Origin of the sequence: Sphingorhabdus sp., assembly GCF_029865925.1 — a bacterium.
Lineage (GTDB): Bacteria > Pseudomonadota > Alphaproteobacteria > Sphingomonadales > Sphingomonadaceae > Sphingorhabdus_B.
Genome location: NZ_JARXAI010000090.1, coordinates 1 through 20,194 on the forward strand (window position 1 = coordinate 1; position 20,194 = coordinate 20,194).

General features: G+C 55.2%; 20 protein-coding genes and 1 tRNA gene. 13 read left to right on the plus strand and 8 right to left on the minus strand.

The window, feature by feature from the left end; translation table 11 throughout:
* A partial coding sequence (locus tag QE270_RS09365) for an RsmB/NOP family class I SAM-dependent RNA methyltransferase (RefSeq protein WP_300038518.1) occupies nt 1-874 on the plus strand: 874 nt, incomplete at its 5' end.
* An 83-nt stretch (nt 875-957) separates the two neighbouring features.
* Nucleotides 958-1,431 carry a hypothetical protein gene (locus QE270_RS09370; RefSeq protein WP_300038521.1) on the plus strand — a complete coding sequence of 158 codons (474 nt, stop codon included), beginning with the start codon at nt 958-960 and terminating at the stop codon, nt 1,429-1,431.
* Between the two features lie 18 nt (nt 1,432-1,449).
* On the opposite strand, the gene QE270_RS09375 is transcribed toward QE270_RS09370, so the two are convergent.
* Nucleotides 1,450-1,935: an RNA pyrophosphohydrolase gene (locus QE270_RS09375; RefSeq protein WP_300038524.1), complete on the minus strand. Its 486-nt coding sequence runs from the start codon at nt 1,933-1,935 to the stop codon at nt 1,450-1,452.
* The gene (locus QE270_RS09380; RefSeq protein ID WP_300038527.1) at nt 1,932-2,891 is read right to left on the minus strand and encodes an alpha/beta hydrolase; all 960 of its coding nucleotides are present in this window, start codon (nt 2,889-2,891) and stop codon (nt 1,932-1,934) included. The genes QE270_RS09375 and QE270_RS09380 overlap by 4 nt, the downstream gene beginning before the upstream one ends.
* Before the next feature lie 191 nt (nt 2,892-3,082).
* Between QE270_RS09380 and QE270_RS09385 the strand changes: the two genes are divergently transcribed.
* Together QE270_RS09385 and QE270_RS09390 are read left to right on the plus strand one after the other, a co-directional pair.
* On the plus strand, nt 3,083-4,045 hold the full coding sequence (locus tag QE270_RS09385; RefSeq protein ID WP_300038530.1) for a metal-dependent hydrolase: 963 nt from the start codon (nt 3,083-3,085) through the stop codon (nt 4,043-4,045).
* On the plus strand, nt 4,042-5,439 hold the full coding sequence (locus QE270_RS09390) for a deoxyribodipyrimidine photo-lyase (RefSeq protein ID WP_300038533.1): 1,398 nt from the start codon (nt 4,042-4,044) through the stop codon (nt 5,437-5,439). Before QE270_RS09385 ends, QE270_RS09390 begins: the two co-directional genes overlap by 4 nt.
* A 70-nt stretch (nt 5,440-5,509) precedes the next feature.
* Here QE270_RS09390 and QE270_RS09395 read toward each other — a convergent pair whose 3' ends face one another.
* Nucleotides 5,510-6,220, minus strand: a complete 711-nt coding sequence (locus QE270_RS09395; protein ID WP_300038536.1) for an SDR family NAD(P)-dependent oxidoreductase — start codon at nt 6,218-6,220, stop codon at nt 5,510-5,512.
* Nucleotides 6,221-6,223: 3 nt separating this feature from the next.
* Complete coding sequence (gene purF / locus QE270_RS09400) at nt 6,224-7,681, minus strand: amidophosphoribosyltransferase (RefSeq protein ID WP_300038539.1); 1,458 nt, start codon at nt 7,679-7,681, stop codon at nt 6,224-6,226.
* Nucleotides 7,682-7,808: 127 nt separating this feature from the next.
* On the opposite strand from purF, the gene hisI reads away from it, so the two are divergent.
* Nucleotides 7,809-8,168, plus strand: coding sequence for a phosphoribosyl-AMP cyclohydrolase (hisI, locus tag QE270_RS09405; RefSeq protein ID WP_300038542.1), 360 nt, complete (start codon nt 7,809-7,811; stop codon nt 8,166-8,168).
* A 55-nt stretch (nt 8,169-8,223) separates the two neighbouring features.
* Here hisI and QE270_RS09410 read toward each other — a convergent pair whose 3' ends face one another.
* From QE270_RS09410 to QE270_RS09425, 4 genes are all read right to left on the minus strand, one after another.
* Nucleotides 8,224-9,441, minus strand: coding sequence for a dihydroorotase (locus QE270_RS09410; protein ID WP_300038545.1), 1,218 nt, complete (start codon nt 9,439-9,441; stop codon nt 8,224-8,226).
* Entirely contained in the window at nt 9,438-10,433 is a 996-nt protein-coding gene (locus tag QE270_RS09415) for an aspartate carbamoyltransferase catalytic subunit (protein ID WP_300038548.1), read from the minus strand. Before QE270_RS09415 ends, QE270_RS09410 begins: the two co-directional genes overlap by 4 nt.
* Before the next feature lie 187 nt (nt 10,434-10,620).
* Nucleotides 10,621-11,082, minus strand: coding sequence for a Holliday junction resolvase RuvX (gene ruvX, locus QE270_RS09420; protein ID WP_300038551.1), 462 nt, complete (start codon nt 11,080-11,082; stop codon nt 10,621-10,623).
* Nucleotides 11,079-12,188 (minus strand): DUF3089 domain-containing protein, encoded by a 1,110-nt coding sequence (locus tag QE270_RS09425; protein ID WP_300038554.1) that lies wholly within the window; start codon nt 12,186-12,188, stop codon nt 11,079-11,081. The genes ruvX and QE270_RS09425 overlap by 4 nt, the downstream gene beginning before the upstream one ends.
* A gap of 140 nt (nt 12,189-12,328) precedes the next feature.
* On the opposite strand from QE270_RS09425, the gene gatC reads away from it, so the two are divergent.
* The 8 genes from gatC to QE270_RS09465 form a co-directional block, all read left to right on the plus strand.
* A complete protein-coding gene (gatC, locus tag QE270_RS09430) occupies nt 12,329-12,616 on the plus strand; it encodes an Asp-tRNA(Asn)/Glu-tRNA(Gln) amidotransferase subunit GatC (protein WP_300038557.1) in 288 nt (95 codons plus the stop codon).
* A complete protein-coding gene (gene gatA / locus QE270_RS09435) occupies nt 12,616-14,100 on the plus strand; it encodes an Asp-tRNA(Asn)/Glu-tRNA(Gln) amidotransferase subunit GatA (RefSeq protein ID WP_300038560.1) in 1,485 nt (494 codons plus the stop codon). Before gatC ends, gatA begins: the two co-directional genes overlap by 1 nt.
* A 1-nt stretch (nt 14,101) precedes the next feature.
* Entirely contained in the window at nt 14,102-15,568 is a 1,467-nt protein-coding gene (gene gatB, locus QE270_RS09440) for an Asp-tRNA(Asn)/Glu-tRNA(Gln) amidotransferase subunit GatB (RefSeq protein ID WP_300038563.1), read from the plus strand.
* 105 nt (nt 15,569-15,673) lie between these two features.
* Nucleotides 15,674-15,758 (plus strand) — tRNA-Leu (locus QE270_RS09445).
* A gap of 93 nt (nt 15,759-15,851) precedes the next feature.
* Nucleotides 15,852-17,351, plus strand: coding sequence for a trigger factor (tig, locus tag QE270_RS09450; protein WP_300038566.1), 1,500 nt, complete (start codon nt 15,852-15,854; stop codon nt 17,349-17,351).
* Nucleotides 17,352-17,653: 302 nt separating this feature from the next.
* Nucleotides 17,654-18,286, plus strand: coding sequence for an ATP-dependent Clp protease proteolytic subunit (locus QE270_RS09455; protein ID WP_300038569.1), 633 nt, complete (start codon nt 17,654-17,656; stop codon nt 18,284-18,286).
* Nucleotides 18,287-18,419: 133 nt separating this feature from the next.
* Entirely contained in the window at nt 18,420-19,691 is a 1,272-nt protein-coding gene (gene clpX, locus QE270_RS09460) for an ATP-dependent Clp protease ATP-binding subunit ClpX (RefSeq protein WP_300038574.1), read from the plus strand.
* A 264-nt stretch (nt 19,692-19,955) separates the two neighbouring features.
* Nucleotides 19,956-20,194 (plus strand): hypothetical protein (locus tag QE270_RS09465; protein ID WP_300038576.1); only part of this gene is annotated, 239 nt, incomplete at its 3' end.

A 20,194-nucleotide genomic window follows, 5' to 3' on the forward strand; every position in this document is an offset into this window, starting at 1 on the left:
AACAGGTGGCGCTTTGCCGAAATGGCTAAAGCCGTTGTTTTCCCCGCATATTGACGAGGCCGAACAAGCGTCCTTGCTTGACCGCGCACCGATGGATCTGCGCGTGAACGCGCTAAAGGCCCGCCGCGAGGAAGTTGCCGCCGTGCTGCCCGAGGCGGAGGTTTTGCCTGCTCTGGAATTTGCGCTGCGTCTGCCCGGCGGTACAGCGATTGACAACCATCCTGCTGTCGAAAGTGGTCATGTCGAAATTCAGGATTTAGGCAGTCAGTTGATCGCTGAGGCGTGTCAGGCGAAGGGGCTTGGCATCGTGCTTGACCTATGCGCTGGCGCTGGCGGCAAGACGCTGGCCTTGGCTGCGGCTATGCGCAACTCAGGCCGCTTGATTGCCACAGACACAAACCGCAACCGTTTGGACCAGCTTAAGCCGCGTGCGGCCCGGGCAGGGGCAACGAACGTCGAAACACGGCTGCTGAACCCGAATAAGGAAAAGGATATGCTGTCCGATCTTGCGGGTGGCTGTGACCTCGTTCTCATCGACGCCCCATGCTCGGGCAGCGGAACGTGGCGGCGCAACCCCGAAACGCGCTGGCGCCTAGACGCCGCCCGTTTGAAGCGCGTAATTGATGAACAGGCCAAGCTTCTGGACATCGGTTCGGAAATGGTCGCGCGTAGCGGGCATTTGGTATATGCGGTGTGCTCGTTGATTGAAAATGAGGGCAAAGGCCAAGTGGCGGCATTTTTGAAATCGCATAAGGGCTGGCGCGCTTCTGACACCGGCGTTTCAATGGGCCGCGCGGATGGCGACGGCGTATTGCTGACACCTATGCATGATGGCAGTGACGGATTTTTCTTCGCGAGGCTTCAAAAGCTGTGATAGCGTCGATTTTCGAACGAATTTGGATATTTTTTATGCGCTTTTCGCCTGCAGCCATTGCCCTTTCGCTTACCTTTGCAATTATGTCGAGTGCGAGCATTGGCGGGCGGGCGGACGTTGACGCCCGCTCAATTGCGTTATTGAAAACGGGCGATCAGGAAGCCAGCGCTGGCCGCCTCGATATTGCGATTGGCTGGTACGAGTCCGCGCTTGCGGTCGACCCGCGCAATGGTGCTGCCTATGTTGCAATGGCACGTGCCGTAAAGACCCAAGGGTTGGAGGGTAAGGCGGTCGGCTTCTACAAAGAAGCGCTTGAACTTGAACCGAATGATCAGATTGCCTTGGCAGAACAGGCTGATATTTTTATCTCCAAGGGTGCATTGGAAATCGCGCGTAAGAACATTGCACGGTTGCGAACGCTGTGCCGCGCCAATTGTAACGCCCCAACACAGCTTTCATTGGCGATTGATGCTGCGTCCCAGAAACAGCAAGCGCAGGCCGGTGCCGTTGATCTCAAAGCGACTTTGGGTGCTCCGCTGGAGCCAAAGGCGAACTAATTTTGCCCTGAGTACTGCCTAAATTAGGTCGGCAAATTCCGCGAGAATATTTTCGTACAGCCGCTTTTTGAACGGCACTATGAGTTGCGGCAACATCGGCGCATCCACCCACTGCCAACTGCTGAATTCCCGATGCTCGGTTTCAATGTTGATATCCGCATCGGTGCCTTTGAACCGCATCAAAAACCAGTTTTGCCGTTGACCGCGATATTTACCCTTCCAGATCCGCCCGATCATATCGTCAGGCAAATCATAGAAATGCTCATCGCGGCTGCGGGCCAGCACGTCGACCAAATCAGCGCGGACCCCAGTTTCTTCAAATAATTCCCGTAATGCGGCGGTCTCTGCATCTTCGCCGTCATCAATACCGCCCTGCGGCATTTGCCAGGCGTCCGCGCCTTCGGGCCGGTCCAAGCGTTGGCCAACAAATATCTTGCCTTGCATATTGGCGAGCATGATACCCGCGCAAGGGCGGTAAGGCATTTCTTCAAATGTAGTGGTCATGCGGCGAGCGTTACTTCAGCGAGCATGATTTTCAAAGCCCTGATATAGCCTTCAACGTCAGTTTGAACCGACGGAATGGCTTGGCGAATGTTGATATGGCCATGAATATTGCCATCGGCACTAATGTGCTGAACATGAACGCCGGCCTGTTTTAGCTTTTCGACATAAGCAAGGCCCTGATCCCGCAATGGGTCAAGGCTGGCGGTCGTCACAAGGCTTGGCGGCATGCCTTCTTGCGGAAAATTCAGCGGCTCGGAACGATAGTCACCCGGCGATGCCGCATGGCCTTCGCCAAAATACACCATAGCTCCCTCCGTAAGCAAAAAGCCATTGGCAAATTCGCGTATGCTTGGCCAATCGGCATCAAGCGTGACAACGGGATAGATGGGAAATTGTACCAGCACGGGAACGGCAGCAGGCTTATCGCGCAGCGCCATAGTGGTGACGATGGTCAAGTTGCCGCCGGCACTGTCGCCCGATGTGATGAGGCCAGTGACCTCTAGTCCGAGTTCTGTCGGGCTGCTCGCAATCCAGCGCGTCGCGGCTTCACAATCTTCTGCCGGGGCGGGGAATGGATATTCTGGCGATAACCTGTAGTCTATGGAGATAACTGGCAGGTCCAATAAGCGCGCGACTTCCGCGCAATAGGGCTCGTAGGTATAAAGACTGCCGATCACGAAGCCACCGCCATGGTAGAACACCATGACTGGCCCGGCGCCGCGGTCGCTGCGGCTATCGTAAACGCGGGCGGGGATATTGCCTGTGGGGCCGGGGATTTCAATGTCGCGGATGACCGCTAGTTCGCCCACTGGCGCGTCGGCAACGTCGCGCATGGCCGTTGTCATCGCACGCGCCTCATCGGCAGAGACTTCCCAGAATTTAGGGCCAGGAACTGCGTTCAAAAACTGAAGGAATAAGGCCACATCAGGGCGGACGAAGGGGGCGGTTATAGTCATCTCAATCTCCTTGTTGTCCTTGCGATAGGGCGGTGCGCGGGGCAGGTCCAGCACATTGAAACCCAAAAAATTTTATTAACATGTAGGCTGACGTCATAGCCACTTCGCGCTCCGAGCCCTTACGTGAACAAAATCTCTGATATTGATAGCGCCGTATTGCCATTTCACGGTGTTTCCGTCAGCACAAGTAAATGGATAATCTTACACACAGCCTCGTTGGCGCATTGCTCGGCCAAATGGGCTTGAAGCGGAAAACTGGCGTTGCGATGCCAACGCTGATTATTGCGGCCAATATTCCAGACATTGATGCGATAACGACGCTGCTTGGCGGGCAACAGCATCTGGCGCTTCGACGCGGACTTACGCATGGGCCTATTGCTATGCTTGTCCTGCCGCTGCTGCTCTGGGGCGCTATGCTTGCGTTCGATCGTTGGCAGACAAAGCAAGGAAAGCGGCCGGAAAAGCGATTGCCAGTGCATAAAGGCTGGTTGCTGGCTCTCGCCTATATCGGCTGCTTGAGCCATCCGATGTTCGATTGGTTCAACAGCTATGGCATCCGTTTGCTTGAGCCATTTTCAAGCCAGTGGTTCTATGGCGACACCTTGTTCATTATCGACATCTGGTTGTGGGCTGCACTGATTACTGGTGTTTGGGTTTCGCGGCGCCGTGAGCACACCGGCAAAGCACATTGGCGCACGCCTGCTCTCATAAGCTTCGCAGCCATCTGTGCTTATATTTTAGCCAATGGCCTTATCACCGGCCGCGCTGAGCAATTGACGGCCGAGGCTGTGCAGAAAACGTTTAACGTGGCACCCACTTTGGTGGTTGCCAATCCGGTACCAGTGCAATTCTGGAAGCGCGAGATGCTGTGGCGCAACAACCGCCATTACGGGCAAGGTAGCTATACAGTGTTCGATGACGTAAGAATCGATAATTCCATGCGCGCGCATTATATGGGCGTTGCGGATAAAAATGCGTTCGAGGCTAACGTCACCAGAGGGTTGCCCTTGCTGTTTTGGTCACGCATGCCCGTCGCGCAGATAGTGGATGCAGGCAATAAGCGGACGTTGAAGATATCCGATCAGCGTTTTACCGATCCTTTGGTCGGCGACCGATTTAGTGCCTACTTCCCCATCGGAGACGAAAGCAAATGAACGCCCCAGTCATCCTCTGGTTCCGCCGTGACTTGCGCCTTGCCGACCAGCCAGCATTGGCAGCGGCAGTGGCGAGCGGCGCGCCAGTCATTCCAATCTATATTCTCGATGACGATACGCCAAAACATCGCAAGATGGGTGCGGCCTCGCGCTGGTGGTTGCACCACAGTCTGACCGCGCTTGATGCCGATTTGCAGGCGCTGGGTTCGCGGTTGATCCTACGAGCCGGTAAATCGGACGAGGTTTTATTCGCGTTGGCCGAGGAAACCGGTGCATCAGCCATTCACTGCATGCGCCATTATGAACCATGGTGGCGCAATGCGGAGAAGGCTGTTGCCAATGGCTTGCGCCAAGGTTGTGAGTTCATATGCCATGACGGCAATTATCTGCTTCCCGCAGGCAGCGTTTCCACGGGCAGCGGCGGACAGTATAAAATCTACACGCCGTTCATGCGGGCCTTGTGGCAGCATATGCCACCGCCTGCGCCGTTGGCACTGCCCACGCATATCGCTGTGCCTGAGAATTGGCCAGCAAGCGAGAATATCGGCGAATGGACCTTGCTGCCCACTACGCCTGATTGGTCGGGCGGCATGATCAACATGTGGACGCCCGGCGAGGCGGGGGCCCAAAAGCGTCTTGAGGATTTTGTCGCTAAGGCAGGGCTTTACGACGAGAAACGGAACCTGCCATCGGTGGAAGGTTCATCGTTCTTGTCTGCACATCTGCACTTTGGCGAGATTTCACCCGCCGCATGCTGGCATGCAACGATGCATGCAGGTGGATCCGTTGATGTTTTTCTAAAGGAATTAGTTTGGCGGGACTATGCGCAGAATGTCATCGTTCAAATGCCCGAATATGGCGCCAAGAACGCGCGGGATGCGTTTGATAGATTACCGTGGCGAGACGTATCCGATCCGGCGGTGAAGGCAGATTTTGTTGCGTGGACCAAAGGGCGGACGGGCTATCCCATTGTTGATGCTGGAATGCGACAATTATGGGCGACTGGGTGGATGCACAATCGGGTGCGGATGATTGCTGCGTCGTTCTTGGTCAAGCATCTCTTGATTGACTGGCGCGAAGGCGAGAAATGGTTTTGGGATACGCTTGTCGACGCAGATTATGGCAGCAACAGCGTCAATTGGCAGTGGACCGCGGGGACTGGTGTCGACAGCAACATGTTCGTGCGGATTATGGCGCCGCTGTCGCAGTCGGAGAAATTCGATGCCGCGCGCTATATCCGCGAATGGGTGCCCGAACTGGCGGATCTGCAGGCGCCTTATATTCACGATCCGGATGAATATGGCGCGCGTCCGAAAAACTATCCGCTCAAGATCATTGGCCATAAAGCTGCGCGTGAGCGTGCGTTAAAGGCGCATGAGGTGGTGAAGGGCTAAGGGAGGCAGGGTGACAGTCAGGGGAGTATAAAGTGACGGCGATATGCGCGCAGAGTGACGAGACTTTTGACTAACCTTCTAACACCAACCGATGCCCACTCGCGAACATGGTTGGCAGCATATTTAATATCGCATCGGCAACAACGGTTGGTTCCTTGACCGTCGCTGGGTCTTCCCCGGGATAGGCCTTCGCGCGCATTGCTGTGCGCGTGCGGCTTGGGTCAACGACTGCAGTGCGAACTTGCGACAGGTTCTTGACCTCTTCGCCATAGCTATCGACCAGATTTTCCAACGCTGCCTTTGATGCGCCATACGCGCCCCAGAATGCGCGCGGAGTTGCGCCTACGGACGAGGTCAGCGCGATCAAGCGGCCAGCCTCGCTTTTGCGCAATAAGGCGTCGAACGAGGCGATCATGACTTGCTGTGCAGAGACGTTCAACGTGAACAGGCGCGCGAACTCCGCGCCGTCTATCGCGGACACTGGGCTAAGCGTGCCAAGCATCGCGGCATTGAGAATAAGGATATCAAGTTTGCCCCATCGCTGGGTCACTGCGGCGGAAAGCCGAGCGATGCTGTCGCCGTCAGTTAAATCGAGCGGCGCAATGGTGGCGCTACCGCCAGCCTCAAAAATCGCGTCTTCGACAGCTTCAAGATCTTTGGCTGTGCGAGCGGTCAGGATGACATGGGCACCTTGCGCTGCCAGTGCCGTTGCCGTTGCCGCGCCTATTCCGCGACTTGCGCCGGTGACCAGCGCAACCTTGCCTTCAAATATCTTCGTCATCGCCTAAGCCGGCTTCCGGTCGCCAAGCATCATTAGGTCGCTCGCCTCATGCTCTTCATGGTCGGAAAGGGTGGTAGGATAATCGCCTGTGAAGCACGCGTCGCAATATTGCGGCTTGTCTGGATGGCGCGAATCTTCGCCAAGCGCCCTGTACAGCCCGTCGATGGACAAGAAGGCGAGGCTGTCAGCCTGAATAAACTGCCGCATTTCTTCTACATCCATCCGGCTGGCGAGCAGCTTGGAACGTTCGGGTGTGTCGACGCCGTAAAAGCAGCTGTTCATCGTCGGCGGGCTAGCGATGCGCATATGCACCTCGGCGGCTCCAGCCTCGCGCATCATCTGCACGATCTTAAGCGATGTTGTGCCGCGTACGATGGAATCGTCGATTAGGACAATGCGTTTGCCCGCAACGAGATTGCGGTTGGCGTTATGCTTTAGCTTTACGCCTAAATGGCGCACGCCGTCGCCTGGCTGAATGAAGGTGCGTCCGACATAATGTGATCGGATGATCCCAAGCTCGAACGGGATTTTGGCAGCCTCTGCATAACCGATAGCAGCAGGCGTACCGCTGTCAGGTACTGGGATGACATAATCGACATCAACGCCATTTTCGCGCGCCAATTCAGCGCCAATGGCCTTGCGGACCGAATAGACGCTGATGCCTTCAACGATGGAATCGGGTCGTGAAAAATAGACATGCTCAAAAATGCATGGGCGTTGCGATACGGGAATGAAAGGCTTGTGCGACTGGATTTCAGTCCCGCGCACAACTACCAATTCGCCGGGTTCAACAGACCTGATATATTCCGCACCGACGATATCGAGCGCCACGGTTTCTGAAGCAAAGATGATGGTATCGCCAAGTTTGCCCATCACCAAAGGACGAATGCCCAGTGGGTCGCGGCAGGCAATCATACCCTCAGTGGTCAAGCAAAGGAGGGAATACGCGCCCTCAACGCGCTTCAACGCGTCAATGAGCCGATCAAGCAACGTCCGGTAGCCAGAGGTGGCTACCAGATGGATGATGACTTCGGTGTCGGATGTGGACTGAAAAATCGATCCGCGACGCACAAGGTCGCGGCGCACCGTCATGGCGTTTGAAATATTACCGTTGTGCGCGATAGCAAAGCCGCCAGTGGCAAGGTCAGCATATAAGGGCTGGACATTGCGCAGTGATGTCTCGCCAGTGGTCGAATAGCGGACATGGCCAATCGCGCATCGCCCAGCGAGACCGCCCATAATTTCCTCGCGGTCAAAATTGCCCGCAACATGGCCCATTGCACGGTGCGTATGGAAATCATGATCATCATAACTAGTGATGCCCGCAGCCTCTTGGCCGCGATGTTGGAGCGCATGGAGCCCCAGCGCCACCATGGCAGAGGCGCCTTCAGTGTCATAGACACCAAAAATCCCGCACTCCTCACGAAGTTTGTCGTCATCAAAAGGGTCGGTGGTCAGCATATTTCGAATCCCGCTGCTCTTCGCTGGGTCGCCTATAGGCATGACGGTGCCTTATGTCTCCCCTTGTCGCACGGTTGTAACAAAGAAAATGTTGGCAGGGCTTTTGTGCATAGGTTAGGCATGCGCAATGACCGACGAAAGAGAAAGCGGATTGACGCTAAACCCCAAATATGATGCCAACGGTTTGGTGACCGCAGTGATTACGGACGAAGCCGATGGAGCGGTGTTAATGGTGGGGCACATGAATGCAGAGGCGCTTGCGAAGAGCATGGAAACCCGCACAACTGTGTTCTTTTCCCGCAGCCGCCAGCGGCTTTGGCAAAAGGGCGAAAGTAGCGGGAATGTCCTGCACATCGTTGATATGCGCATCGACTGCGATCAAGACGCAATCTGGATAGTCGCCCGGCCGGAAGGTCCGACGTGCCACACCGGTACACGCAGTTGCTTTTATCGTAGGGTCACTGATGCGGGGCTTGAGCCCGTTTGAGGCTATCGACCATTACCCGCGGCGCCCTGTTTTGCCTTTTGTTGTGGTGGCGGGTCTAGACAACCTTGCCGCCCTTTAGCATATGGCGAACGCGCCCTTGAACGGGCAAGCGGTCAAACGGAGTATTTCCGGCTAATGCAGCCATACGGTCACCGTCGACTTGCCATGGGGCGTCTGGATTAATTAGGATCAGATCGGCCTCTTGCCCTTCTGCAATATGGCCTGCGTTCAATCCCAATATCTTTGCGGGGTTAGACGCAAGGAGTTCAAACATTCGGCCGGTCGAGATGACATTGGCGCGCACGAGGTTGAGCGACAGTGCCAGCAACGTTTCTGCGCCCGCCATGCCAGGCGCGCTTTCGGAAAAAGGCAGCCGCTTGTCCTCTGGACCACGCGGGTCATGTCCGGATGCGATGACGTCAATGGTGCCATCGGCAATCGCTGCGATGCAAGCCAGTCGGTCGCTTTCCTGACGTAAGGGCGGCGAAAGGCGCGCAAAGGTGCGGAAATCGGAAATGGCGTTGTCTGATAAAAACAGATGTGCAGGCGTAATGCCACACGTAACGTGCAGCCCCTTTGCCTTTGCGCCGCGGATCAGATCAAGCCCGCGTGCGGTGGTGACTTGCCGAAAATGCACATGCGCGCCGCTTTCTTCAGCCAGCATAAGGTCGCGCGCGATGGCAAGCGTTTCAGCGACGATTGGTGCGCTTGATATGCCAAGCAAAGTGGCCGTCTCGCCCGCAGTCGCCACGGCATGACCAGCTACACCTGAATCTTCGCAATGCAGAATGACGGGAAGGTTAAGCGCGGCACAATATTGCATGATCCGCAGCATCACGCCGCTGTCGGATATCCATTTGCGGCCAGTGGCAACGCCGATTGCGCCCGCTTCTTTCATCAGCGCGATTTCCGCCATCCGAAGCCCATCAAGCCCCTGGGTCGCAGCGGCGAGGGGATGCACCCACAAATCAGGCTTACCCTTCAACGCAGCGAAGCGCACGGTGGCAGGATCGTCATGTACTGGCAACTGGTCGGGCATCAACGCCGCGCGGGTAATCCCACCAAAGCGGAAGGCTGGCTTGTCCGTTTTGAACACGCCAAAATCGATAATGCCGGGCGCAACGATGAGCCCGCTTGCATCGACGTGATCCGCAATGGGTGCAGCCTTGCCAACTGATGCAATTTTGCCGTCTTCAATATGCAGGTGCAGCGGTTCAGCCTTGTCTGCGCCGGGCAATATGACATGGCCGTGAATGATGTTGACGCCGGTCATGCCCAGCCCTCCTGACCGCGCGCTTTGCGGGTCAATATATCAAGGCAGGCCATGCGCACCGCGACACCCATTTCAACCTGTTCGATAATGGCGGAGCGTTCGACATGGTCTGCTACGCTGCTTGCGATTTCAACGCCTCGGTTCATGGGGCCGGGGTGCATCACCAGTGCGTCAGGCTTGGCCAATGCAAGCCGCCGTTCGTCGAGGCCATAAAGATGGAAATATTCACGAGGCGAAGGAATGAAATCGCCCTGCATGCGCTCGCTTTGAAGGCGCAGCATCATGATCACGTCGGCCCCGTTGAGCGACGCATCGAAATTGCTGAATGGAATAGCGCCAAAGGCCTCTATGCCGCTGGGCATCAGGGCCGGAGGCGTAACGACGCGGACTTCTGCCCCGAGCGATTTGAGGCAAAACAGGTTCGACCGCGCAACGCGGCTGTGCAGGACATCACCGCAAATCACTACGGTTTGACCCTCTATTTTGCCTTTGCGGCGCATGATGGTCAGCGCGTCGAGCAAAGCCTGTGTAGGGTGTTCGTGGCTGCCGTCTCCAGCGTTCAGGACTGGGCAGTCGACCTTGCTCGAAATCAATTGGACTGCGCCCGAACTGCCATGGCGAATCACAATGGCATCAGCGCGCATGGCGTTTAGGGTCATTGCGGTATCAATAAGCGTCTCGCCCTTTTTCACGCTCGATTGCGCAGCATGCATGTTGACCACGTCAGCACCAAGCCGCTTTCCAGCGATTTCGAAAGACAATAATGTACGCGTTGAATTTTCGAAAAAGGCATTGATGATCGTTAGACCCGAAAGCCTATCGTTATGCTTTGTGGCGCCAGAGCGGTTCAAGACCACCCATTGCTGCGCCTCTTTCAGAATATAGAGAATTTCCCATTTCTGAAGACCGGCGATACCAAGCAAATGCTTGTGCGGAAAGGCATCCGACCCGCTTGGAAAGCTGTCGGCGGCAAAGGGCTGTGTCCATGTCATTAAAGCGATGCCCTTAATGGGGATTTGGGTGAGACTCAATCATTTTGTGGGATGTGCAATGCTTGCCAAAGCCTTCACGCTGAACTTGTTGCAGCATCTTACTTTTGGACGGCGCAACTAAGTCCCTAAAACAAGTTCAGGGGGACGGCGGCATGGTAAAGGAGCAGGGTGACGGCTGTGCTGCCCGCTAGCCAAGGGTCAAAGCATCAATCGCGCCTTGCAGGATAAACGCCGCCGCCCCGCTGTCGATTTTCTCAGCGCGTTTAGCGCGGCTCATGTCAGCGGCGATCATATCACGTTCGACGGCCTGCGTTGACCAGCGTTCGTCGCGCAGCAATATAGGCAGGCCGAGATCTTCAATGTTGCGCGCAAATGCCCGGCTTGATTGGCTGCGTGGGCTTTCACTTCCATCCATGTTGAGCGGCAAACCAATGACAATGCCACGCGTCGGACGGGTCGCAATCGCAGCCTGTAGCTCAAACTTGTCCTTCGTAAACTTGCTGCGCTTGATCAAGTCAGCAGGCGAGGCAAAGGTCCAGCCAGCGTCACAAAAAGCGGTGCCAATGGTCTTGCTGCCGACATCAAGCCCAATTAGCACGCCACCTTCAGGCAATTGAGTGCGAAAGTCGGAAACCGATTCATAAATCATTTTTGCAGATGTTTCCGCAGCCGCCATGCAGCATCAGCGCGGACATTGGCCCAGAACAGAGGAAAATCATAGACATGATAATTGTTGCCGGGCAGGACATAGGGGCCAATCTCTGGCGGGTCGCCAATTAGCAAAAAGCCTTTGTCATCGCAGCGGGCAGGCACCGCACCCACAATCAATGCGCCAGTTATCATCTTATCGTCCGGCTTCAATGTGCCCAGATTTGCCTTCATCAAGGCAGCAGGGGCGGCACCACCATTTAACGGATTGGTGCATAACATAGCTGTGTCCTTGCGCGGCTGCCCGGTAAAGCCGTTGGTGGCGTTGTAGACTTTAACCATACGGTCATATTCGGCCGGTTCGGCAAAGCTCTGCCACGCCATGATGCAGCCAGTGTCATCGGGGCCCGTGCAGGCAGGTAGCCCCATTTTAGGCATATCAGCGGTTACCGATATTGGCCAACCAACAACGTAGGCCGCGACAATCCGCTTTGCGATTGGCTTGCCTGCAACGCGGTCTTTTAACAAATGCGTTAGGTGCAACGCGCCTTGGCTATGGCCTGCCAATATGATCGGGCGGTCTTTTTGGACCTTTGCCACAAATTCATCAAAAGCCAGCAAGACGTCCTGATACGCGGCGTCGAGTGCCTGCTGGCCCTCTGGCTTTGTCGTCAGAAACGCGCCAATTGCGGCCTGACGGTAGCGCGGCGCCCACATTTCGCCAGCGCTCGAAAAAGGGGATGCAAGACCTCGCAAGAAAAGCCGGGCACGGTCCTGAGATTGTGTGTCATTAAGCGGCGCGTTCCAATAATCCCTGCCAATATATGTCGTTGGATGCACAAAAAATATAGCGGCAGACCCGGGTATCTCTGCCTTAGCCACACCAGTAGGCAACCAATCTGCTGGATTGCCAATTTTGCCGGGGCGGGCGAACCACATATCATTGCCCGCATATTTGCTGGGTTCAAACGCCGCCTGCTTTTCAAATTTGGCGGTCGGGACAAAGGCAAGTTCTGTCAGTTCGCTTTCATAAATGCGGATAATGAAACCGCCCGCAATAACGAGAACGATGAGCGCTGCGACGATGTATAAAAATTTACGAGCCAAGTTTATGTCCTGAGATTTTGATCCGATTTAGCGGATCGGACGGAAATAGCATCGGAAAATTGAACGGGAGCTGAAAGATTAGGTCTTTACCCCAAGCTTTTCCGTTGAAGCATAGCAGACGCAATGCTAGCGGCTGGCATATGTCTGTAGATAAAGATACCGTGAACAAAATCGCACGGCTTTCGCGTATCGCGATAAGCGATGCTGAGGCTGACAAGATGGTCGGCGAACTCAATGGCATTCTTGCCTGGGTGGAGCAATTGGGGGAGGTCAACGTTACCGGCGTTGAGCCGATGACGGCCGTCATCTCCAACACGCTCCGCCTGCGTGACGACGTCGTCACAGATGGCGACGTGCGCGATAAGGTGCTTGCCAATGCGCCAGCCAAGGAGGGTAGCTTTTTTGGCGTGCCTAAGGTGATCGAATAATGACTGATTTTTCAAGACTTGGCGTGGCCGCCATCCGGGATGGCGTGGCCGATGGTGCATTCAAGGCGGTGGAAGTCGCTGAGGCGTTGAATGCACGTGTGTCGGCGGCAAAGGCCCTCAACGCTTTCATCCTTGAAACACCCGAAAAGGCAATTGAGGCTGCACAGGCTGTCGATGCTGACCGCGCTGCGGGCAAGCCGCTTGGCAAAATGGCGGGTGTGCCGATTGGCATGAAGGATCTTTTTTGCACCGAAGGCGTCCAGACGACGGCCGCCAGCCATATCCTCGACGGCTTTGTGCCGACCTATGAGTCCACCGTGTCGGCGAATTTGTGGAAGGCTGGGGCAGGGATGCTCGGCAAGTTGAACATGGACCAGTTCGCCATGGGTTCGTCGAATGAGACCAGCTATTTCGGCAATGTCATTTCACCATGGCGCCGCAACGACGGCGGCAATGCCGCGCTTGCGCCCGGTGGATCGTCAGGTGGTTCGTCATCGGCCATTGCCGCGCGGCTGTGCCCTGCGGCGACGGGAACGGACACCGGCGGCTCGATTCGTCAGCCTGCGGCGTTCGTGGGCATTAGCGGCATCAAGCCAACCTATGGCCGCTGCTCGCGCTGGGGCGTTGTAGCATTTGCCAGTTCACTTGATCAAGCAGGCCCAATGGCGCGCGACGTGCGTGACTGCGCAATCATGCTTGAGGCAATGGCAGGCTTTGACCCGAAAGATTCGACGTCGCTCGATTTGCCAGTACCTGCATGGGAGGCTGGCCTTAACAGCGATCTTAAGGGCAAGCGCATTGGCATTCCCAAGGAGTATCGCTTGGATGGTATCGACGAAGATATCGCCAAGATGTGGGATAATGGCATCGCTTGGTTGATAGATGCAGGCGCCGAAATCGTTGATATTAGCTTGCCGCACACAAAATACGCGTTGCCCGCTTATTATATCATCGCGCCTGCCGAAGCGTCATCGAACCTTGCACGTTATGACGGCGTGCGTTTTGGCCTGCGTGACTTGCCCGAGGGCGCTGGCTTGCAGGATATGTATGCCGCCACCCGCGCCGCAGGTTTTGGTGAAGAGGTCCGCCGCCGTATCATGATCGGCACTTATGTGCTCAGCGCGGGCTTCTACGACGCTTATTATACGCAAGCGCAGAAGGTTCGTGCGTTGATAGCGCGCGATTTTGACAATGCATGGGCAAACTGCGACCTCATCCTTGCGCCAACCGCACCAAGCGCGGCGTTTGGTTTGGGTGAGAAGAACGCCGACCCGCTGTCGATGTATCTGAACGACGTGTTCGCCGTGCCAGCCTCGCTGGCTGGACTGCCCGCAATGTCGGTTCCCGGCGGTCTCTCAAAAGAAGGCTTGCCAACGGGGCTTCAGATTATCGGCAAAGCGCTCGATGAACAGGCTGTGCTCAATGCAGGCCTAGCCATTGAGCAGCGTTCAGGATTTACGGCGGAAGCCGCAGAGTGGTGGTAATATGAGCGAATACCGCATCCAGGGAAACACCGGCGAGTGGGAGGTCGTGATTGGCCTCGAGGTACATGCGCAGGTGACCAGCGAATCCAAGCTGTTTTCCAGCTCCTCGACCGGCTTTGGTGCCGAACCGAACAGCCATGTCAGCCTTGTGGACGCTGCAATGCCGGGCATGTTGCCCGTGCCAAACCGGGAATGTCTGCGTCAGGCCGTGCGCACCGGCATGGCGATAAATGCGCAGATCAATCGCTGGTCGCGGTTCGACCGGAAGAATTATTTCTACGCCGATTTGCCGCAGGGCTACCAGATTTCGCAGCTCTACCACCCCATCGTGGGTGAGGGCGAAATCGAGGTTACGTTAAACGAAAAAGACCCCGATAGCCCGACCAAAAAAATAGGAATTGAACGCATCCATGTCGAACAGGACGCGGGCAAGTTGATGCATGACCAGCATCCGACGATGTCCTTTGTCGATCTTAACCGTTCTGGCGTGGCGCTGATGGAAATCGTCTCGCGCCCTGATATGCGCAGCCCGCAAGAGGCGGGGGCCTATGTCAAAAAACTGCGCTCGATCCTGCGCTACGTTGGGTCATGCGACGGCAATATGGAACAAGGATCGATGCGCGCAGACGTCAATGTGTCGGTCCGTAAGCCCGGAGGGGAGCTTGGCACCCGCACCGAGACGAAGAACGTCAACTCGATCCGCTTCATGATGCAAGCGATTGAGTATGAGGCGCAGCGTCAGGTCGACCTCATTGAAAGCGGCGGCGCTGTTGTGCAGGAAACACGGCTATTTGATGCCAACAAGATGGAAACGCGTCCAATGCGCTCGAAAGAGGACGCGCATGATTATCGGTATTTCCCTGACCCCGATTTGTTGCCGGTGGAATTGGACGACGCGTTTCTGGAGGAATGTCGTGCGTCCTTGCCTGAGCTTCCAGATGCCAAACGCGCGCGCTACGAGTCATTGGGCCTGACTGCCTATAATGCTGCCGTTTTAACCGCAGAGGCGGAGACGGCATTCTGGTTCGAAGACTTGTTGGCCCAGGGCGTGGACGCAAGACAGGGTTCCAACTGGCTGATGTCTGAACTGTTTGGTGCACTGAACAAGTTGGGCAAAACGCTTGATGAAAGCCCGGTTAGCCCGAAACAGGCTGCTGAGCTCCTGCGTCTCGTTTCTGATGGCACTATCAGCGGTAGCATCGCTAAGCAGGTCTTTGAAATCATGCTGGAGACAGGGCAGGCGGCATCGGCAATTGTCGAGGAAAAGGGCCTGAAGCAAACCAGCGATACCGGCGCGATTGAAGCAGAAATCGCTAAAATCATGGCGGCGAACGAAGACAAGGTGGCTGAATACCGATCGGGCAAAGACAAGTTGTTTGGTTTCTTCGTGGGGCAAACAATGAAGGCAATGCAGGGCAAGGCCAATCCGCAGATCATCAACGATCTGCTGAAAAAGGCGCTTGGCTGACACGGGCAGGAGGCGACAGCGGTGCATTTGCCGCTTCTCCCCTTGCCCCGTCGCGGCTTTCCCGTTAGGGGCTCTCGTCGTGTGTGAAACGGCAGCTTTTCGTAAGCGGGCGTGGCGGAATTGGTAGACGCACCAGATTTAGGTTCTGGCATCGCAAGGTGTGGGGGTTCGAGTCCCTTCGCCCGCACCACGAAAAAGGGACGTTCCCGGCTGTCGTTGAACCCGAAAGCCAATTAACAGTTTTTGGCAGGCCAGAGAGCCCGCCGTAGATAGAGAAGAAAACATGCAGACCGTCGAGACACAGAATGAAGGCCTGAAGCGCGCTTATCGCATGACGATTTCCGCAAAGGACGTTGAATCCCGCATTGATGCCGAGGTGAAGAAGATTGCACCTCAAGTGCGTATGCCCGGTTTTCGTGCAGGCAAGGTTCCTGCCAATCTGGTCAAGAAGATGCACAAGGATTCGTTGCTTCAGGACGCCCTCAACAGCTCAATTCAGGAAGGCGTTCAAAAAGCGATTTCCGACAACAAACTGCGTCCAGCGACTCAGCCGCATGTCCACCTCGGTGAAGATTATGCCCCGGGCAAAGACGCGGTTGTCGACTTCCATCTGGAAATCCTGCCTGTGATTGCAGCGCCATCCATCGATAACATAACGCTTGAGCGCCTGATTGTTGACGTCAGCGATGCACAGGTTGACGTATCGATCTTGAAGCTTGCCCAAGGGCAAAAGAGCTTTGAAGCAGCCGATAAGAAATATGCCGCCAAAATGGGCGACAGTGTCGTTATTGATTTTGAAGGCAAGGTTGAGGGCGTGCCTTTCGAAGGCGGCAAGGGCGAAGGCATGGCCGTAGAGCTTGGCTCGGGCCAGTTGATCCCGGGCTTCGAAGACCAGTTGGTTGGCGTGAAAGCCAACGACGAGAAGGTACTAAACGTGACCTTCCCAGAAGATTACAACTCCGAAAACCTGAAGGGTAAGGCTGCAACCTTTGATATCGTGGTCAACGAAGTGCGCAAGCCAGTCGAAGCTAAAGCCGACGACAATCTTGCCAAGATGTTCGGACTAGATGGTATCGACAAGCTTCGCGAACTGATGAAGGTTCAGGTTGAGCAAGAACATAATGGCCTCACCCGCACCTACATGAAGCGCCAACTGCTTGATCAGCTCGCCGCCGATCATGATTTCGACGTGCCGCCATCAATGGTCGAAGCGGAATTCGAACAGATTTGGGCACAGTTGGAGCAGGAAGCTGCCCGCGAGGAAGACCCTGAAGCCGCGAAAAAGGAAATGGAAGCAGAGCGCGAAGAGTATCGCGACATCGCCGTCCGTCGTGTGCGTCTTGGCCTGTTGCTCTCCGAAATCGGCCAAGCCAACGGTGTGGAAGTCAGTTCGCAGGAAATGAACATGCTCGTGCAGCAAGCTGCGCAGCAATATCGTCCTGAAGAGCGTCAGCGTTTTGTGCAGTATTTGCAGGAAAACCCGATGGCAGCGGCCCAGCTACGCGCGCCGATGTTTGAAGACAAAGAAGTCGACTTCCTATTCGACAAGGCGACTGTTTCGGAAAAGACCGTGACTAAGGACGTGCTTGAAGCGGCAATCGAAGCAGAACCAGACGCCAAGCCAGCTGCCAAGAAGAAGGCGCCAGCGAAAAAGGCCGCAGCCAAGGAAGAAGCACCTGCAAAAGAAGCAAAGCCTGCTGCAAAGAAGGCTGCTCCTAAAAAGGATGCCGAAGCCGCGCCAGCCAAGAAGGCGCCTGCCAAAAAAGCTGCGCCTAAGAAATAATCGTCCTGCTTTGGACAAACGAAAAGGCCCCGGGAATTCTGGGGCCTTTCTCGTTTCGGCGGGTCCTGCTTACTTTAAATCAAAGCGGTCAGCCTTCATAACCTTGACGAAGTCGCGGACAAGCCTCTCTTTGTGGCCGCTTTTGGCATAGCCAGACTAATCAAATTTATGACTGCCACCATCAAGCTACTTTGTTCGACGGATGAGCACTTGGAAAAACTTAACCGTTTTCGTGCTTGAAACTTTGGTTGCCCGCGCCGATGTAGGGACTATCGCAAAATATAACATCTTAGAGGTATTTCATGCACGTTCCTTTTGATCCCGTTCAAGCATTGGTTCCCGTCGTTATCGAGCAATCGAACCGTGGGGAGCGCAGCTGGGACATTTTTTCGCGCCTGTTGCGCGAGCGGATCATTTTCGTGACGGGCGAAGTTGAGGACAATATGGCCTCAGTCATCACCGCGCAGCTGTTGTTCCTTGAATCGGACAATCCGAAGAGAGATATTTGGATGTATATCAACTCGCCCGGCGGTGTTGTCACCGCTGGCATGGCGATACATGATACGATGCAGTATATCCGTCCGAAAGTTGGTACCGTATGCATTGGACAGGCTGCATCAATGGGCAGTTTCCTCCTCGCTGCTGGTGAACCTGGCATGCGAGTCGCTTTGACCAACGCACGGATCATGGTGCATCAGCCTTCTGGTGGTGCGCGTGGCATGGCATCCGACATCCAGATTCAGGCAAATGAGATACTTCGTATTCGCAAGCGTATGAACGATCTTTACGCGAAATATACAGGCAAGCCTCTGAAGGACATCGAAAAAGCGATGGACCGTGATACCTTCCTTGAAGCTGACGAGGCGAAGGCGTTTGGCCTGATCGATGAAGTGTATGACAAGCGGCCATCGAATGCGGATGCCGACGCAAGCTGATCACATTTGCTTTTCCAAAGGCAGCTTGGACAGGATGGACGGTTCGTTGTCGGCTATTGCCAAATCGGAACGCATCTTTAGAGTGTTGGTTTAATAACGTGCGCCTCCTTTCGGTGTGCAAGCAGGATATATTATGACGAAGTTAAGCGGATCAGATACAAAGAGCACATTATATTGCTCCTTCTGCGGAAAATCGCAGCATGAAGTCCGCAAGCTGATCGCAGGCCCTACTGTGTTTATCTGCGATGAGTGTGTCGAGCTGTGCAACGATATCATCCGTGAAGAAACCAAGGGCGCGCTGAACGGCCGCAAAGAGGGCGAAGTGCCCACGCCGCAGGAAATCTGCGAAGTCCTTGACGACTATGTCATTGGGCAGCCGCAGGCGAAACGCGTTCTGTCTGTTGCTGTGCATAACCATTACAAGCGCCTTAATCACGGTGGTAAGGGCGCGGATGTTGAACTTGCAAAGTCGAACATTCTTCTTGTGGGCCCAACCGGTTGTGGGAAGACCCTTCTTGCCCAAACGCTTGCCAAGACGTTCGATGTGCCTTTTACCATGGCAGACGCGACGACTTTAACCGAGGCTGGCTATGTCGGCGAAGATGTCGAGAATATCATTCTGAAGCTGCTTCAAGCATCCGATTATAACGTCGAGAAGGCCCAACGCGGGATCGTATATATCGACGAAATCGACAAGATCAGCCGCAAGGCGGAGAACCCATCCATCACCCGCGACGTGAGCGGCGAGGGCGTTCAGCAGGCTCTGCTGAAGCTTATGGAAGGCACAACAGCCAGCGTTCCGCCCCAAGGCGGCCGCAAGCATCCGCAGCAGGAGTTCCTGCAGGTCGACACAACGAACATATTGTTCATCTGCGGCGGCGCGTTTGCGGGCCTTGAGAAGATTATTTCAAACCGCCTTGAAGGCAAGTCCATTGGTTTTGGTGCACATGTCGCCGATCCCGATGAGCGCGGTACTGGCGAAATTTTGAAACAGGTGGAGCCTGAAGATCTTTTGAAATATGGCCTGATCCCGGAATTTGTTGGGCGTTTGCCTGTCACCGCAACGCTGGAAGATCTTGATATCGCGGCGTTGGTGAGAATCCTGTCAGAGCCTAAGAACGCGCTGGTGAAGCAATATCGCAAGCTGTTTGAGATGGAAGACGTAGGGCTGAGCTTTACCGATGATGCGCTTGAAGCGGTCGCCAAAAAGGCGATTGAGCGCAAAACCGGTGCGCGCGGACTGCGTTCAATTCTTGAGGCCATTTTGTTGGACACCATGTTTGACCTACCTACATATGACGGCGTCGATGAGGTCGTTGTCGACAAGGACGTCGTGGAAGGCCGTAAGACCCCGGTGCTGGTATACGCCAAGTCTGCCAAGGCGGGCAAAGAGGACGCCGCTTAAGCCAGGGCCCAATGGACTGTGGCAAACTGGCCACATTACCGTACAAAATGCGTTTTAATGCTGCTGTGCACAATTTGCGGTAACGCAAAACTTTGATTGCGCCTTGCTGTCGGCTATAAGATGCTCGTTTCCTAGGTCGAACTGTCACTTTACTGTCATTTACTGACCCCAAGGGGATCGCACAGGCCATTTCGTGCGCGTGATTCGGATTTTACCCGATGGTGCGTTACAGATGGGGGATGAAAATCAAAGGGGTCTTTAAAGATGAAATCTCGTTTCCAGCTCGCAACCAGTGCTGTCGCATTGACGGTCTGCAGTCTCTCCAGCGCTGCATTTGCGCAGTCGACCGGCTCGGTCGATTTCGAAGAAGAAGTAATCGTCGTTTCCGGTTCGCGTTCGCAGGACGTTGCTGGAATTCAGGCACCTGACTCGACCAAGGCAAAAGCGGTTCTTACGCAAGAGCTGATCGAACGTCAGAACCCAGGTCAGACAATCCTCGACAC